This window comes from Verrucomicrobiota bacterium, assembly GCA_016871535.1.
Taxonomy (GTDB): domain Bacteria; phylum Verrucomicrobiota; class Verrucomicrobiia; order Limisphaerales; family SIBE01; genus VHCZ01.
Window position 1 is genome coordinate 1 of the sequence record VHCZ01000156.1, and the last position, 14725, is coordinate 14725.

Below are 14725 nucleotides of genomic sequence, written 5' to 3' on the forward strand. Positions count from 1 at the left end.
AGACCTGGCCGCCGGTCGCCGGTTTTACGAGCGTCGGCAGAGCGGTGTCGGATCGTACTTCTTCGACAGCCTTTTCTCTGAAATCGACTCCTTGGCGTCGCGCGCCGGCATCCATCGTCAGCAGTACGGATTTCATCGTCTGCTCGCCAGGAAGTTTCCCTACGCAGTTTACTACCGGGTAATCACGAATGAAGTTGTTGTCTTCCGGGTGCTTGATTGCCGGCGCGATCCGAAGTGGATTCGAAGGCAGCTCCAGGGTTAGAGCGGAGACAACTCGAATCGGTGTTCTTTGGGCTGGGCCGCAGCACGCTGTTGCTTCACGATTTCCTCTTCCTCGGCGTCCAGCGCGGCCATGAGGTCCTGGGTCGCCTTTTGAATCCGCTCCGATTTGTAGTTTGCCATCGGGACCTGCACCTGGCGCCAGCGGGTGAAGTGGAGGTTGTTGTGCTGGAGCGTCAGTTTGTGGACTTCCCCGGCTTGCCTGGACATCGGCGTCGAAAGCGGGGCGAGATTGACGCCCTCCGCCAACTGCTCGCGGGTGAACGTTCCGGCCGTTGTGCCATCGATTTTGAGTTCGTATTTCGCGGCGCTCAAGCCAGAGGCTTTCAGCAGTTGTTGGTTGAGCGATTGCACGAAATCCGAAGAGTTCACCGCCAGCGCGATCACCGGATCGCCCAGATCGGGCGCAAGCGGGAGCGCCTCGTCCAGTTGGGTCCAGGACACTTTGCCATCGGCGCGAAGGTTGGAGACTTTGGCTTTTTTCGCCACGACTTTTCCCGCTGCGGGATCGATCTCGACGGCCGCGACGAGGCCTGGCGCATTCCAGGCCTTGAGCAACTCCGCCGCCATGAGAAGCTGGCCGGCTGGCCCCGGATGGACGCGGTCATTGATGATCTTCTTGGCCGTCTCGGCATCGGCGGATTTGGCCTTTTCGAGCGCCGCCACGACGGCGGTATTGAGGTCCGCAACATGCAGGCCTTCGCGCGCGGCGAGTTCTTTCACGAACTGGCCGTAGCGCACGAGCACCTTGTTGTAGCCGTCCTCGAAATTGGGCGGGCGCGTCACGTCGTCAAACGGCGAAGGTTGAATGAGCGTCAGCCGAATCCCAGGCCGGGCGCGCTTTACGGACTCGACGATGCGCTCGTAGCCTCGCGCGTACCGACTGAAGATTTCTTCGTCAAAAGCGCGATACGAGCCGTCGTTCATGCCGAGCATGATCGTCATGACGGTGGGCTGGTACGCGAACACGTCGCGTTGCAGGCGGAGATCGATGTTGCCCCCGCCGCCGCCGCTCACGCGGTCGCCACCCCAGCCGGAGTGGACAAATTTCACATTCAGATTGGGAAACCGCGTGACCACGAAGGTTTCGGTGAAAGTCGTGTACAGCCGCTGGTCCGTGATGCTGTCGCCGTAGAACACCACGCGATCGCCGGATTGGAGGTAAAAGGGTTTATCCTGCGCGCGGGCGAGTCCTGAAGCCGCGGTCAGAACGAAAAGGAGCAGAGAGAATTTGGATTTCATCGGGGAGAGAATTGCCGGGTGACAGGGAAGTCGCAATCTGAATTTCGCGGTAACCCCTCAGTCAAGGTGGTTAAAACGTCGTTTACGTCTGGAGACGCTTGAGCATAATGCCGCAGCGTGATGCTGCGGAACGAAACGGAAAGAGCCCAAACGTTCGATGCGTTCACTCTCATCGAACTGCTCGTGGTCACCGCCGTCATTGCCATCCTGGCGGCCTTGCTCTTGCCCTCGTTGGCCCAGGCGAAAGCTCAGGCCAAATCCGCGGCGTGCAAGGCCAATCTCCGCCAGATCGGCATGGCTCTGGTAATGTATGTCGATGATCACAACAAACAATGGTCACAGCGCCCAGCGACATGATTGCTATCGGGGATTCCAGTTTCGCGGACATCTTGAGCCACATTCACCCGCATCGCCGTTTCGCGGGCCGGTTGTTTGCGCCGGCCACGGCTGATATCCACAGCCGGGGGGCGAACATGGCCTTCTGCGACGGCCACGTCGAGTACGCCAAACAGGACAAGTGGACCGAGGAATCCGACGCCGCGCGCCGGCGCTGGAACAACGACCACGAACCGCACCGGGAAACGTGGTGATCTCGAAGATGAACACGTTCACGCTCATCCGGCGCAGCCTTCGGTTCCACGCGCGCGCGCATCTGGGCGCGCTGCTCGGCGCGGCGGTGGGCAGCGCGGTGCTGGTCGGCGCGCTGGTCGTGGGCGATTCCGTCCGGCACAGCCTCCAGCGGTTCGCCCTGCTCCGGCTGGGCAAAGTCGATGTCGCGCTGGCTTCCGGCGACCGGTTCTTTCGCGCGGAATTGTTGTCGAGCCGGACCAACAGCCTGGACAACGTCGGCGTGACAGCGCTGCAATTGCCGGCAACCGCCAGCGCGGACGGCGGCGCGCGGCGCGCGAATCGCGTCCAACTACTGGGCGTCGATGAACGCTTCTGGAATCTGGCCGAGCAACCGCCGGTGTTCGAGTTTCCCACGCAGGACAGCGTCGTCTTGAACCGCGCACTGGCGGAGCAACTCGCCGCGAAGCCAGGCGATGCCGTTCTGCTCCGCGTGCCGAAGGCGAGCCGTCTTTCCCGCGAAGCGCCGATTTCGCCGCAAGAGGATTCCTCCGTCGCCTTGCGCCTGACCGTGCGCGCGATTGCGTCGGACGAAGAATTCGGGCGGTTCAGCCTTCACGCCAGCCAGGCGCCTCCCTTCAACGCGTTCGTGTCCCTCCCGTGGCTGCAGGAACAACTGAAATTGCCGGGCCGCGCCAATCTGGTCCTCATGGTGATGGACCGGGACCCTTGGGCATTGCCGACGGCCACGGCCGCGTTGCGGAGAGCGTGGGACCTGGCGGACGCAGAATTGGAACTGCGCGAAATTCCCGAAGCCAACGCGCTGGAGTTGCGCACGAGCCGCGTGTTTCTCGACGCGCCGATTACGGACACGGCGCTGAAAGCGGCCACGAACGCCTCCGGCGTGCTCACGTATTTCGTCAACGAACTGCGCGCGGGCGATCGCGCGGCGCCGTATTCGATGGTGACGGCGATTGGCGAACCGATCGTTCCAAGGGACATGCGCGACGACGAGATTCTCATCAACCAGTGGCTCGCGGAGGATCTCAACGCGAAGCCGGGCGACGAACTGGCGTTGAGTTATTACGTCGTCGGCATCATGCGCAAGATGGAGGAACGCACGAGCCGGTTCCGCATTCGGGCGATTGTGCCGATGGCCCGACCTTACGCTGATCGCTCGCTCATGCCGGATTTTCCGGGAATGGTGGAGGCGAAGAATTGCCGGGATTGGGACACCGGATTTCCCATTGCGCTCGATAAGATGCGGCAGAAGGACAACGACTATTGGGAGGAACACAAAGGAACGCCCAAGGCGTTTGTCACGCTGGCGGCCGGGCAAAAGATGTGGACGAACCGCTTCGGCAATCTGACGGCGGTGCGATTTCCGCCCTCTCACCCCATCCCTCTCCCCCTCGGGGGGGGAGAGGGTGTCCGCAGGACGGGAGAGGGGGCCGTTCGTGAGGCCGAGAGCGTCGATGCGCAAACCGTCTCGGGAAATTCACTGCCTGCATCGCCCGCGCCAGCTTCCGATCTGGCGAACTTGAGAACTAGAGTCCGAGACGCGATTCTGGAGAAGCTCGATCCGGCATCGATTGGATTCAATTTTGAACCGGTCCGGAAACAAGCGCTGGACGCCGTCGCGCAGGCGCAAGATTTCGGGCAGCTTTTCCTTGGCTTCAGTTTCTTTCTCATCGTCGCAGCGTTGCTTTTGATGGGACTGCTGTTCCAGTTTGGGATCGAACAGCGCACCACCGAAGTCGGCACGTTGCTGGCGCTGGGCTTCACGCCGCGGCAAGTCCGGCGTTTGCTGATTTTCGAGGGCGGCGGCCTGGCCTTGCTCGGAGGCGCGGCCGGGACTTTGGGCGGTTGCGCCTATGCCTGGGCGATGTTGCGCGGTCTGGCCACGATCTGGCGCGACGCTTCGGGCACGTCGGCGCTGCGTTTTCACGCGGAGCCACTCTCGTTGGCGATCGGCGGATTTGCGGGCGCACTGGTGGCGTGGCTGACGATCTGGCTCGTGCTGCGGAAACAGGCGCAACAACCCGCGCGAGAGTTGTTGGCCGGGGGCGGGGATTTGAACCTCCAAGCCACGGCCTGGAAGGAATCGGCACGCTCGGTTGTCGAAGCGCGCGTTCCCCCTCACCCCGGCCCTCTCCCTTGGGGAGAGGGAGAATCGTTTGCGGCTGTTCGACAAACCGAACGCGGTCGGCTGGTTCCCACGCCGGCTTTGGATTTCCCTCTCCCTCAGGGAGAGGGCCAGGGTGAGGGGGAAGGAGACATGATTCTTCGACGGACTGACTCCTTGTCTGCGGCGAGATTCTACTCGGCTCGGTCAAATCGCAGTCTGTGGCTCGCTGTTGCCGGAGTGATTCTGAGTTCGATCATTCTCGGCGCGGCGATCTTCATGAACCGGGAGACAGGCGCGGGGGCCTTCTTCGGAGCGGGCGCGCTGTTGCTGATTTCCGGATTAGCTTTCGCGGCCGCGTTTTTGACTGCTTTGACTTACTCCGGAGCGGCGGCGCGCCCGACCCTGAGCGCCCTGGGCGTGAGGAACGCGACGCGCCGGCGCAAGCGCAGTCTGGCCACGGTCGGGTTGCTCGCCAGCGGGAGTTTCATGATCCTGGCCGTCGGCGTGTTCCGGCTGGATTCCGAGATCGACGCGGCAAGGCGTTCCTCCGGCACGGGCGGTTTTGCTTTGATCGGCGAAGCGACTTATCCGGTCGTCCACGATCTGAATTCCGCCGAAGGCCGGGAATTCTTTGGCCTGGACACGAATGATTTCGCGGGCACGGCGATTGTGCCGTTGCGCGTACGGGACGGCGAAGACGCGAGCTGTCTCAATTTGAATCGCGCCCAGAAGCCGCGGCTGCTCGGCGTGCAACCGGAGTTGCTCGACCAGCGAAACGCCTTCACGTTTGCCGCGGTCGCAAAGGGGTTGCCCACGGATCATCCCTGGTTGCTGCTCAGCCGAAGCGGCGAGGGCGAGGTTCCCGCCATCGGCGACCAGGCTTCTATTCAGTGGGCGCTGGGAAAAAAGGTCGGCGACACCTTGGATTACACCGACGAACGCGGACAGGTCTTCAAGATTCGCCTGGTGGCGTCCGTGGCGAACTCGATTCTCCAGGGGAACCTTCTGATTGGCGAAGACGAGTTCCGCGCGCGGTTCACGCACGAAGAAGGATATCGAATGTTCCTGATCGACGCGCCGTCGAACCGGGTGGGCAAAATCTCGGCGGCTTTGTCGCGCGCCTTGCAAGATCTGGGCCTCGAACTGACGCCGGCGTCGCGGCGGCTGGCGGCGTTCAACGCGGTGCAGAATACTTATCTGAACACGTTTCAAGTGCTGGGGGGACTGGGCTTGCTCCTCGGCAGCGTGGGGCTGGGCGTCGTGGTGTTGCGAAACGTGTTGGAACGGCGCGGCGAACTGGCGTTGCTGCTGGCGGTGGGATTTCGGCCGCGCGTGTTGCGATGGCTGGTGTTGAGCGAACACGGGGCGTTGCTGCTGGCGGGATCCGGCATCGGTGTGTTGGCGGCGCTGATCGCGGTGGCGCCTGCGATTCTTTCGGCGGCGGCAAATGTGCCGGTTCGATCGCTCGCGCTCGTGCTGGGCGGCGTGTGGCTGAGCGGCGCGCTCTGGACCTGGCTGGCGACGCGGCTGGCGCTGCGGGGGCGGTTGCTGGACGCGTTGAGGTCGGAGTGAAACGTGAAACGTAAAGCGTAAAACGTAATTCGTAGTCGGTGAACTGAGAAATACAACTCGTGACTCGGATGTTTGACAGAATGAATTCGAGAAGAGATCTGGCGTTTTTGTTGGTGGTCACGTTGCTGGCGGTTTGCCGTGGCGTGGTCATGGGATCTGATTCCGGCGCGAAGGCGCTGTACCAAAATGATCTGGAAAAGTGCGCCGTCGGTTCCGTGTCCGAGGAGTTTCTCGTGCTCGACGGCGCTTTCAAGGTTCAGGAAGAAGGAGGAAACAAGTTTCTGGAATTGCCGGGCGCGCCGCTCGACACGTTCGGCGTTCTGTTCGGCCCGACCGAGCAGGACGGAATTGCCGTGGCGGCGCGCGTGTTCGGCACGGGCAAAGGCCGGCGATATCCGGCGTTCGGCGTGGGCTTGAACGGCGTCGGCGGGTTCAAGCTGCAAGTCAGTCCGGGCAAAAAGGCGGTGGAGATTCTCCGGGGCGACGCGCTGAAACAATCGATTCCTTACGAGTGGCCGTCGGGCCAGTGGGTCCATCTGCGATTGGACCTTCGGAAATCCAAAGGCGGCGGATGGACGGTGTCGGGCAAAGTCTGGGGAGCGGGCCAGCGCGAACCCGCGGCGCCAACCATTTCAATTGAGGACAAGGAAGAACCTCTGGCAGGCCGCGCGTCGATCTGGGGCATGCCGTACTCCGGGACGCCGATCCGGTTCGACGACCTTGTCGTCCTTTCTTCAGCCGCTGAGTAAGTTGCCGCGCACGAGGATCTCGGTTCTTCCGATCTTCAGACATTTGAGCCTCGTTACTGTGCAGTCCGTGGGATAAGCTACAGCGCTTGGTTATTGGACGCCGCGTTCCCCCTCACCCTGGCCCTCTCCCTCAGGGAGAGGGAATCCTGCGCCGGCGTATCGACCGATCCACCACGGTCAGCTTGTCGGAGTGCGGCAAACGATTCTCCCTCTCCCCAAGGGAGAGGGCCGGGATGAGGGGGAAGAAGTGTCGCCTATCCTGCGGTCTTCTCAGTAACTCGGCGGCTACGACCGGCGGGAATTTGCAGACACGCTTCTGAGAAGATTCGTGCGATTCCTGGAGATTCCTGGAATTTTCTGCATGGTCCACGGCGTTTTGAATTTACTCCGGTTCCTCGGACGAGTAGGAAGAGCCAAACGAGTTTCCCATGAAAGCCAAAATCCATTCTCGACGGGCCACGCCATTGTTGTGGGTGGCAAACTTCGCAATCCTCCTCACCCTCGCTCCGGCGACGGCATTCGGTCAGGCGGCCAGCACCGCAAAACTTATCGCGTATTGGGACTTCAACGACGCCAGTGTGGCGAAGAAAGCGCCGGACAAGCTGCACGGTTTCACCGGGGCGCTCGAAACAGGCGCGAATTATTCGGCGGACAAGGGTGGGCGGACCGGCCAGGCGGGCGATCGCGCCCTGGACCTCAGCACCACCGCCGCCCGCCGGTTCGTCCGCGTCTCGAACGCCGGCTGGCTCAACAAGACCGCCGCCGGCGACCAGGTCACCGTGGCGTTCTGGCAGAAACTCGTCGTGGTCGCCAACAGTTCGGCGTTCTGGATGAATTCGCCTTCCAGTTCCGGCACGTTCCGCGGGTTTCAGGCGCACGTTCCGTGGGGCAACCGAAACCTTTACTTCGACACGGCCGGTTGCTGCGATGGCGGCACGCAACGCATCTTCGCCAACATCGACACGCTGGACGCCAACTTCAATTTCATGCAATGGCATCACTTCGCGTTCGTGAAAAAGGCGTCCACCAAACAAATCTGGATCAACGGCGCCCTTTTCCTAGAAGGCGAGAACACCTCGCCGTTGCCGACGGATTTTTCCGAAATTCTCATCGGGGCCGACGGCGCAGGCGGCGGCAACACCCAGGGCTGGATTGACGACTTCGCGATTTTCTCCAGCGCCCTCGAACCATCGCAAATCACCTCGCTCGCCCAGGGCGCATTGCCCGTGAGCTTCGACAAAGACGCGGATGGCGATGGCATCCCCGATTGGTGGGAAGACGACAACGGGTTTGCCAAATCCGACAAGGCGGACGGCGCGCTGGACCGCGACGGCGATGGTTTGACCAATCTGCAGGAGTATCTGAAAGCGACCGATCCGAAGAACGCGGACTCGGATGGGGACACGCTGAAGGACGGCGTCGAGACCGGCACACTCGTCTGGGTCAGCAACACGAACACCGGAACCGATCCGTTGAGTTCCGACACCGACGCCGACGGCTTGAAGGACGGGGTGGAAACCAACACCCGAGTCTTCGCCGGCGCGAGCAATACGGGTACCAATCCGGTCTTGAAAGACTCGGACGGGGACGGATTCCCTGACGGCGCGGAAGTCACGCTCGGAAGTTCGCCGATCGACACCCGGGGCGTTCCCATCAAACCCGGCAGCGTGAACCTGCTCGCGTACTGGGATTTCAACGACGCCAGCGTGGCGGAAAAGACCTCGGACAGAATCCACAGCATCACCGGCGCTTTGGAGAACGGCGCCGTTTACACGGCGGACCAGGGCGGTCGCACGGGACGGTCGGGGGACCGCGCCATGGACTTCGGCCCGGACAGCACCCGGCAAACGGTGCGGGTGACGGGCGCCCAGTGGATCAACGTGGCCTCGGCGGGCGACAAAATGACGGTTTCCTTCTGGCAGCAATTGACAGAAGTGGCCAACACTTCGTCGTTCTGGATGAACTCGCCTTCCAGTTCGGGGACCTCCCGCGGTTTTCAGGCCCACGTTCCGTGGGGCAACCGCAACCTCTACTTCGACACCGCCGGCTGCTGCGACACGACCACCCAGCGCATCAACGCCAGCATCGACACGATGAATCCGGATTTCGATTTCACGCAGTGGCACCACTTCGCTTTCGTGAAAAACGGCGCGACCAAGGAAATCTGGATCGATGGCAAAGTGTTCTTGTCCGGGAGAAGCACCTCCCGCTTGCCGACGGATTTCACCGAGCTTTTCATCGGCGCGGCGGGTGATTTCAGCAACAGCCTCCACGGCCTGATCGATGATTTCGCCGTGTTCGCCAGCGCGTTGGACGCATCGCTCATTCTCAAGCTCGCGGAAGGCACGCTGCCCAACCAATTGGAGGCGGACACCGATGGCGATGGCATTCCCGATGCCTGGGAAGATGGCAAGGGACTCAACAAGCAAGACAAAGCGGACGCCGCGCTGGATGCCGACGCCGACGGGTTGACCAATCTGGTGGAATATCAACGCGGCACCGAACCGAAAAACGCGGATACCGACGCGGATGGCCTCAAAGATGGCGTGGAAACCAGCTCCGGCCTCTGGGTCAGCGCCACCAATACCGGAACCGATCCTTTGAACGCCGACACGGATGGCGACGGACTCAAAGACGGCGTAGAGACCAACACGGGCCGCTTTCTCAGCGCCACCGACACGGGCACCAATCCTTTGCTCAGGGATACGGATGGCGATTTGGTGGCGGATGGCGCCGAAGTCATGCTGGAAACTTCACCGGTTGATGTGAAAAGCACTCCCGTCACGGCAGGCGGAGTGAATTTGATCGCGTGGTGGGATTTCAATGACGCCGGCACGACGGACCGGACTCTGGACAAGCTGCATAAATTCTCCGGCAAACTGGAGAATGGCGCGGCCTTCACGCCGGCCGGCGGCGGGCGATCCGGCCAGGGCAGCGACCGGGCCATGGATTTTGGACCGGACAGCGCGCAGCAATTGGTTCGCGTCACGAACGCCGTGTGGTTGAACGCGGCGTCGTCTGCGGACCGCATGAGCGTTTCGGTCTGGGTGAAGTTGGCGGAAGTGGCTAACAGCTCGGCCTTCTGGATGGTCTCGCCTTCCAGTTCCGGGACACAACGCGGGTTCCAGGCGCACACTCCCTGGGGCAACAATAATATCTATTTCGACACCGCCGGTTGTTGCGACACGGCGACCCAGCGCATCAACGCGAGCATTGATACGTTGGGCCCGAACTTCGATTTCACGGCGTGGCGCCATTTCGCCTTCGTCAAGAGCGGCTCCAAAAAGCAAATCTGGATCGATGGGAAAGTGTTCCTGGAAGGGACCAATACGTCGCCGTTGCCAACCGACTTCACGGAGTTCGTCATGGGCGCCGAACCGAGCGGCAACAACAGCATGCACGGCATGATCGACGACTTTGCCGTCTTTGGCAGCGCGCTCACGGCCGAGCAGGTGGCCAAGATCGCTCAAGGAACTGCTCCCGATCAGCTCCAACCGGTCGTCGCGCCCGCGGCGAAATTCACGAAATACACGAAGAACGCCGACGGCAGCATTACGATCGAGTGGACCGGCGGAGGCACGTTGCAGGCGGCCGGCGCATTGACAGGTCCGTGGCAGGACGTGCCCGGCGCGTCCAGCCCATACACCTTCAAGCCAGCAACGGCAGCCCTCTTCGGACGAATCAAGAACTGAGAGTCAAGAAGCTCACGACAAGCAAAGAGGCCGGACGATGTGTTTAGCGTGGTAGGGACGCATTCCACTCCGTCCCAAATCAAGCCTGGAGGCAGACCGACCGTCCAGGAAGAGACGATAACGGACCTGCACTCGGCCCATCAACTCGGTAGGGCGAGTCCGTCCCGGCGAGCCGCTCGACGTGCGTGGAACACGTCCGACTCGGCTCGCTGGGGACAGGCTCGCCCTACCGTCTGGTTCACGGAAAGAGCCAAGGTGCGGGGAAAGGAAGCGAGCTTCGACCCGGCATCGACGCAAGCTCGGCGGGAGCCTCGCTCCACCGTCGCCTGCTGAAGGGTTCAGGGACAACAAAAAAGGCCGGATTGAATTCCGGCCTTCGATTCTTTGAATTGGAGAAAGGCGGTTATTTGTACTTGCGTGTGGTTCGCTCGTAGAGCCACAGGACGTCCGGGTTCGGCGGAGTGCCGTGATTCGCGCCCTGCAAACCGGACTTTCTTACCGGAGGCATGGTGCGTTTGTCCCGCCACTTCTTGATTTCCGAGTGGCCATCGGCGAAGGCAAAGCCGCACGCGCCGTTGTGGTAGCTGGCCGGGATATCCGGGAGCTTGGCCTGGGCCGGATTAGGATAACCGTTCATGTCCACGCAGAAAAAGCCGTCGTTCATGCTGTCCGGGTGTTCATCGACCAGAACCCAGGTCATGCTGGGCCCCGGATCGACCACGTCGGACATCTTGGTGTATTTGCGGAATTCCGGCCCGCCGAACCACGTCCAATCGCCCTGATTCATCCCCATCCAAGAGTTCATCGAGTTGCTCCGGCATCGTTGGATCGCCTGGCCTTTGAACGGGCCCGTCGTCGGCGTCACGGTGTATTTGTCGGCCGGGCACTTGTAGATGGACAACGCGCCGCCGACATACGGCCAGATCGCGCCGTTCTTGATCGTGTTATCTACGTCCCAGTTCTGGGAGTTGCCGTTGGACCAGTCGAGAATCCCGTGAGTCCACGAGAAAGGATAATTGGGGTTCGATTTGTCTTCCGGCGCGTAGGCGAAGGGGAGCTTGTCGTTGTTATCGTCCACATACATTTTCCAGGCGGTCATCAACTGCTTGGTGTTGTTCATGCACGCGATGCCCTGGCCTTTGGCTTTGGCTTTGCTCATCGCCGGAAGAAGCATCCCGGCCAGGATGGCAATGATGGCGATGACGACCAGAAGCTCGATCAACGTGAAGCCTGATTGAGGGCGAGCGGAACGCTGCCTTTGGGGGTTGGGTTTAGAGAGCCACATAGGGTTGCCTTTCTTAGTGCGTTTGGTGAATGAAACTAACGGCTCTATACACCATCGGTGCGCCCAGGACAAGCGTGCGTTTATCCGCATTATTCGCACAAGGCCGCGCAGTGCATCCACGAGTTTATCAGTGTTCGCCTCCACGTAGCGCAGAGTTGCATTCTGCCGTATCGCAGATTTGGAATCTGCGGCATGACGGCCAATCCGGTGCGGTCGGGTGAGTTTGTCGCGCAGCCGACTACAAGTCAGCGATACGGCAGATTGAAAATCTGCGCTACACGTCACTGATAACTTGCGGATGCACCGGGGCCGCGTCTGTCATCCCTGCGGCTGCCGTGCAAAACCGATTTGGTCCGCCACACCTTGCATGGCGACGATCACGTGCTGGATGTGATCGTCCAGAGGAACTCCCAATAACTGAGCGCCACTCTCGATGTCTTCCCTTTTCACAGCGGCGGCGAAGGATTTCTGTTTCATTTTTTTCCGCACGCTGCTGGCGGTCATCCCCGTGAGCTTTTCGGGGCGAACGTAAGCCACGGCCGTGACGAACCCGCACAATTCATCGACCGCAAAGAGCGTCTTCCGGATCGGGCGATCCAGCGGGAATTCCTCCCGGTTCCATTCGGCGTGCGAAAGAATCGCGCCGACGATTTCTTCGTCCAGGCCGCGTTCCCGAAGGATGCGCGCGCCTTCGCGAGTGTGGTCGGGCGGATTGGGCCAGCGTTCGTAATCGAAGTCGTGGACCAATCCAGTGATTCCCCAAATGCCGGCACTCTCGCCGAAATGAGCCGCGTAATGGCGCATTGCTGCTTCGACGGCCAGCGCGTGTTTGAGCAGGGATTCGGACTTGGTGTATTCGTTCAGCAGATTCCAGGCTTCGTCGCGTGTCATGTGAATAGCCTTTGGTTTGGGAGCGTGGCGCGTATCATGGGCGACGCGCTCCAGGATTGTCGAGCGGCAATGGCGAGGAGCGCAACAGGATCAAGTTTCTCTGACGATAGGGCGAGCCTGTCTCCAGCGAGCCGAGTCGAACGTGTTCCGGACACATCGAGCGGCTCGCCGGGACGGACTCGCCCTACCGGCGATCGGGTCCTGAGCCGAGTGCATGGCCGCGTGGCCAAGGAAGCTTTCCATGGCTTCGGAACCGTGCGCACAGCGCATGAACCGGTTGAGGGGAAGGATTGGGGACGGTTCTTAGGGTCCGTGCAAAAATCACTCCCGAACTTTGCCGCTTGCAACGCCGCCGTTGGTTCCCGTATCAACTCCGCAACAACTGTTATGCAAACGAAATTCATCCTTGCCCTGGTCTGTCTGTCCGGACTGGCCCATTACACCACCCGCAGCCAAGACGATATGCCCATTACCAACCAGAAAGCGCTGAAGTTCGAGAGAACCCTTAAAAGGGAAGTCGCGCTGAATTATCTTCTGTTCCTGCCGAACGATTATGAAATCAAAGGGGCCAAACGCTGGCCGCTCATGCTGTTCCTCCACGGCGCCGGAGAGCGCGGCACGAATCTATCCAAAGTGACGCTCCATGGCCCGCCGAAACTCGTGAAGGAGAAGCGGGACTTTCCGTTCATCCTGGTTTCCCCGCAGTGCCCTTCGAATCAACGCTGGGACAACGACGCGTTGCTGGCGTTGCTGGACGAAGTCGTCAAGGAACACAGCGTCGATCCGAAACGAATCTATCTCACGGGCCTGAGCATGGGCGGCTATGGCACGTGGAGCCTGGGCGTTTCGCATCCGGACCGATTCGCCGCCATCGCGCCTATCTGCGGCGGCGGGGAGATTATCGACGTTCTGCTCGCCAGCCGGTCGAAAGCCCCCGCCTTGAGATCGCTCGGGGTTTGGGCATTTCATGGCGGGAAGGATGGCACCGTCAAAGTGTCGGAATCCGAGCGGATGGTGAACGCCTTGAAGAGCGCCGGTGGCAAGGAAGTCGAACTGACCATCTATCCCGAAGCCGGCCACGACTCCTGGACGGAGACCTACAACAATCCGAAGCTCTACGAGTGGTTCCTCCAACACTCCCGCTGATTCACGAACCCTTTCGAGCAGCCAACAATGCGACGAAACCAGCCTGCTTGAAATGGTGGAAGTTGAGGTTGAAGTGTGATCAACCCTTGGACTGGGCAGATGTCTGATCTAGCGCGGCTGGCAGCCGGAAATCAGTCGAGTCCGCCCGCCCGTTTCGCGCGCCCAAGACAGACCTCTTCGGAGCGCGACCTTCAGCTCGCATGAACGCTGCACTCCAAGTCCAGCCGTGAAGCAGCGCAGAAGGCTGCCTCCGAGGAGCCTTCAATTCCTGGCTCTTTTGTGCGACTGAATGGGGCGGTTCACCCTCCGAGGGTCATGCAGAAGAGAACAGCCTTGCTCCGCATGGCCGCTTTTGATGTAATCCAATCGTTCCGAAAGGCGCAGCTCGTAACCAGCACGACCAGTTCCGCACCGGACCGCTTTCGAGTAAACTGTAACCATCATGAAAAGGAATCGTCGTTTGATCCACGTGTGGGCGGGCATTCCGCTCAAGGCGGCTCACGAATGCGGCGGACGAGTCCAATGTGCGCAGCGGGTTGATCAAGCCGGAACAAGTCCGCTCGGTGGAAATTGAAGCCTTGGTGGATACAGGCGCAGTACGCTGCGTTATTCCGGCTGCCGTCATGGAACTCTTGGGCCTGCGCACGACTTCGCGACGGCGCGCCCAATTCGCCGACGGGCGCTCGGAAGAAGTGGATGTGACTGAGCCGGTTCGCATTGAACTGGAAAACCGCCCGACCTACGAGGATTGCCTGGTCTTGGGCGATCAGGTGCTCATTGGCCAAACGGCGCTGAAAAGCACCGACCTCTTTGTGGATTGCGTGGGCGGGAGGCTGGTGCCCAATCCGGCCCACCCGAATGCCGTCGTCTTGGGTGTGCTCTAACCGACACTCGCGAAACGGCAACAATTTCCCCGCCGCGATGATTGCGAGCGGGGTATGACCAAACGGCCAACAACAAACAATTTGCGAGCTTCGGCCGCTGTCCAGAACGAAACGGACGATTTCATTCACGGGAGAGTTCTGGAAGCACGCCGGTACTCAGCGTTTGCCGGAAGCGTCACTCATGACGGATGGGGAAAGACCTGCGTGACCGGCGTGGTGGCGGTTGACGGTGAAGGCTGCTCAAGATAATCTGCGAATATGACGGATGAGGAGTTAAAAAGCTTGGTCGC

The 14725-nt window shown here is 60.9% G+C and carries 12 protein-coding genes; 8 read left to right on the top strand and 4 right to left on the bottom strand.

All coding sequences use genetic code 11. The features are described 5' to 3' along the window. Window positions 1-4: 4 nt before the first annotated feature. Complete coding sequence (locus FJ398_18245) at window positions 5-262, top strand: type II toxin-antitoxin system RelE/ParE family toxin (protein ID MBM3839872.1); 258 nt, start codon at window positions 5-7, stop codon at window positions 260-262. Here the strand turns inward: FJ398_18245 and FJ398_18250 are convergent. Continuing rightward, window positions 259-1521 (bottom strand): SGNH/GDSL hydrolase family protein, encoded by a 1263-nt coding sequence (locus FJ398_18250; protein MBM3839873.1) that lies wholly within the window; start codon window positions 1519-1521, stop codon window positions 259-261. The genes FJ398_18245 and FJ398_18250 overlap by 4 nt on opposite strands. A 120-nt stretch (window positions 1522-1641) precedes the next feature. Between FJ398_18250 and FJ398_18255 the strand changes: the two genes are divergently transcribed. The 5 genes from FJ398_18255 to FJ398_18275 all read left to right on the top strand — a co-directional run bounded on the left by FJ398_18255 (window position 1642) and on the right by FJ398_18275 (window position 10229). Then, window positions 1642-1878 carry a prepilin-type N-terminal cleavage/methylation domain-containing protein gene (locus FJ398_18255; protein MBM3839874.1) on the top strand — a complete coding sequence of 79 codons (237 nt, stop codon included), beginning with the start codon at window positions 1642-1644 and terminating at the stop codon, window positions 1876-1878. Continuing rightward, window positions 1854-2111: a hypothetical protein gene (locus FJ398_18260; protein MBM3839875.1), complete on the top strand. Its 258-nt coding sequence runs from the start codon at window positions 1854-1856 to the stop codon at window positions 2109-2111. Before FJ398_18255 ends, FJ398_18260 begins: the two co-directional genes overlap by 25 nt. A gap of 8 nt (window positions 2112-2119) precedes the next feature. Beyond that, entirely contained in the window at window positions 2120-5788 is a 3669-nt protein-coding gene (locus FJ398_18265; GenBank protein ID MBM3839876.1) for an ABC transporter permease, read from the top strand. Window positions 5789-5868: 80 nt separating this feature from the next. After that, window positions 5869-6537, top strand: coding sequence for a hypothetical protein (locus FJ398_18270; GenBank protein MBM3839877.1), 669 nt, complete (start codon window positions 5869-5871; stop codon window positions 6535-6537). 428 nt (window positions 6538-6965) lie between these two features. Then, complete coding sequence (locus FJ398_18275; protein ID MBM3839878.1) at window positions 6966-10229, top strand: LamG domain-containing protein; 3264 nt, start codon at window positions 6966-6968, stop codon at window positions 10227-10229. Between the two features lie 12 nt (window positions 10230-10241). Here FJ398_18275 and FJ398_18280 read toward each other — a convergent pair whose 3' ends face one another. From FJ398_18280 to FJ398_18290, 3 genes are all read right to left on the bottom strand, one after another. After that, window positions 10242-10580: a hypothetical protein gene (locus tag FJ398_18280; GenBank protein ID MBM3839879.1), complete on the bottom strand. Its 339-nt coding sequence runs from the start codon at window positions 10578-10580 to the stop codon at window positions 10242-10244. Between the two features lie 52 nt (window positions 10581-10632). After that, entirely contained in the window at window positions 10633-11514 is an 882-nt protein-coding gene (locus tag FJ398_18285) for a prepilin-type N-terminal cleavage/methylation domain-containing protein (GenBank protein ID MBM3839880.1), read from the bottom strand. A gap of 318 nt (window positions 11515-11832) precedes the next feature. Continuing rightward, window positions 11833-12405 carry an HDIG domain-containing protein gene (locus FJ398_18290; protein ID MBM3839881.1) on the bottom strand — a complete coding sequence of 191 codons (573 nt, stop codon included), beginning with the start codon at window positions 12403-12405 and terminating at the stop codon, window positions 11833-11835. Window positions 12406-12792: 387 nt separating this feature from the next. On the opposite strand from FJ398_18290, the gene FJ398_18295 reads away from it, so the two are divergent. Together FJ398_18295 and FJ398_18300 are read left to right on the top strand one after the other, a co-directional pair. Beyond that, window positions 12793-13551 (top strand): phospholipase, encoded by a 759-nt coding sequence (locus tag FJ398_18295; GenBank protein ID MBM3839882.1) that lies wholly within the window; start codon window positions 12793-12795, stop codon window positions 13549-13551. Window positions 13552-14075: 524 nt separating this feature from the next. Further along, window positions 14076-14435: a clan AA aspartic protease gene (locus FJ398_18300; GenBank protein ID MBM3839883.1), complete on the top strand. Its 360-nt coding sequence runs from the start codon at window positions 14076-14078 to the stop codon at window positions 14433-14435. Window positions 14436-14725: the final 290 nt, after the last annotated feature.

Excerpts from the sequence above, each read along its gene's own strand:
- FJ398_18250 (MBM3839873.1), bottom strand. The coding sequence starts at position 1,521 with ATGAAATCCAAATTCTCTCTGCTCCTTTTCGTTCTGACCGCGGCTTCA.
- FJ398_18255 (MBM3839874.1), top strand. The coding sequence starts at position 1,642 with ATGCTGCGGAACGAAACGGAAAGAGCCCAAACGTTCGATGCGTTCACT.
- FJ398_18260 (MBM3839875.1), top strand. The coding sequence starts at position 1,854 with ATGGTCACAGCGCCCAGCGACATGATTGCTATCGGGGATTCCAGTTTC.
- FJ398_18265 (MBM3839876.1), top strand. The coding sequence starts at position 2,120 with ATGAACACGTTCACGCTCATCCGGCGCAGCCTTCGGTTCCACGCGCGC.
- FJ398_18270 (MBM3839877.1), top strand. The coding sequence starts at position 5,869 with ATGAATTCGAGAAGAGATCTGGCGTTTTTGTTGGTGGTCACGTTGCTG.
- FJ398_18275 (MBM3839878.1), top strand. The coding sequence starts at position 6,966 with ATGAAAGCCAAAATCCATTCTCGACGGGCCACGCCATTGTTGTGGGTG.
- FJ398_18285 (MBM3839880.1), bottom strand. The coding sequence starts at position 11,514 with ATGTGGCTCTCTAAACCCAACCCCCAAAGGCAGCGTTCCGCTCGCCCT.
- FJ398_18290 (MBM3839881.1), bottom strand. The coding sequence starts at position 12,405 with ATGACACGCGACGAAGCCTGGAATCTGCTGAACGAATACACCAAGTCC.
- FJ398_18295 (MBM3839882.1), top strand. The coding sequence starts at position 12,793 with ATGCAAACGAAATTCATCCTTGCCCTGGTCTGTCTGTCCGGACTGGCC.